The organism is Streptomyces sp. NPDC005266, assembly GCF_040607655.1.
Taxonomy (GTDB): Bacteria; Actinomycetota; Actinomycetes; order Streptomycetales; family Streptomycetaceae; genus Streptomyces.
Genome location: NZ_JBEXHC010000066.1, coordinates 1 through 1,112, shown reverse-complemented (window position 1 = coordinate 1,112; position 1,112 = coordinate 1). Strand labels below are relative to the sequence as shown.

The window sequence follows — 1,112 nt, the reverse complement described above, 5'->3', positions numbered from 1 at the left end:
CCGCCGAGCTCGAAGAAGCTGTCATCGATCCCGACCCGCTCCACCCCCAGGACCTCAGCGAACAACCCGCACAAAATCTCCTCCCGCGGCGTACGCGGTGCACGACCACGCACAGCCGCATATTCGGGAGCAGGCAGAGCCTTCCGGTCCAGCTTCCCGTTCGGCGTCACCGGTAAGGCATCAACCGTGACGAACGCGGAGGGGACCATGTACTCCGGCAATGCGGCAGCCGCCCGCACCCGCAGCGCATGAGCATCAACCACAGCGCCGGCAGCCGGGACGGCATACGCCACCAGCCGCTGATCACCCACCTGGTCCTCACGCACAACCACCACCACATCAGCCACCGACCCATCCCCGGCGACAACCGCCTCGATCTCCCCCAGCTCAATCCGCTGACCACGAATCTTCACCTGATCATCGACACGGCCCACGAACTCCAGATAACCCCCCACATTCCACCGCACCACATCACCCGTGCGATACATCCGCTCACCCACACCACCAAACGGACACGCGACAAACCGCTCAGCACTCAACCCCGGACGATTCAAATAACCACGCGCCAACTGCACACCCGCCAAATACAACTCACCCCCCACCCCAGGCGCCACCGGATTCAACCCCGCATCCAGCACATACACCCGCGTATTCCACACCGGACGCCCAATCGGCACACCACCGCCACCGCCCCGCGCACAGTCCCACGACGTCACATCCACCGACGCCTCCGTCGGACCATAAAGATTGTGCAACCCCGCACCCAGCACCTCACGGAACCGGTCCCTCACCTCACCCGGCAACACCTCACCACTGCACACCACCCGCACCAACGACACACACTCCCGCGCCGACGGCTCAGCCAAAAACACCCGCAGCATCGACGGCACAAAATGCACCGTCGTCACACCCTCCCCACGAATCACCTCCGCCAGATACACCGGATCCCGATGCCCCTCCGGCCGCGCCACCACCAACACCGCACCCACCACCAACGGCCAGAAAAACTCCCACACCGACACATCAAAACCAGCCGGAGTCTTCTGCAACACACGATCATCAACCGTCAACCCGTACTCGCCCTGCATCCACAACAAGCGATTCACAATCCC

The 1,112-nt window shown here is 63.3% G+C and carries 1 protein-coding gene; it reads right to left on the bottom strand.

Going from position 1 to position 1,112, the window contains the following annotated elements:
* Window positions 1–1,112: AMP-binding protein (locus tag ABZU99_RS34885; protein WP_356228195.1), on the bottom strand; the 1,112-nt coding region annotated here is incomplete at both ends.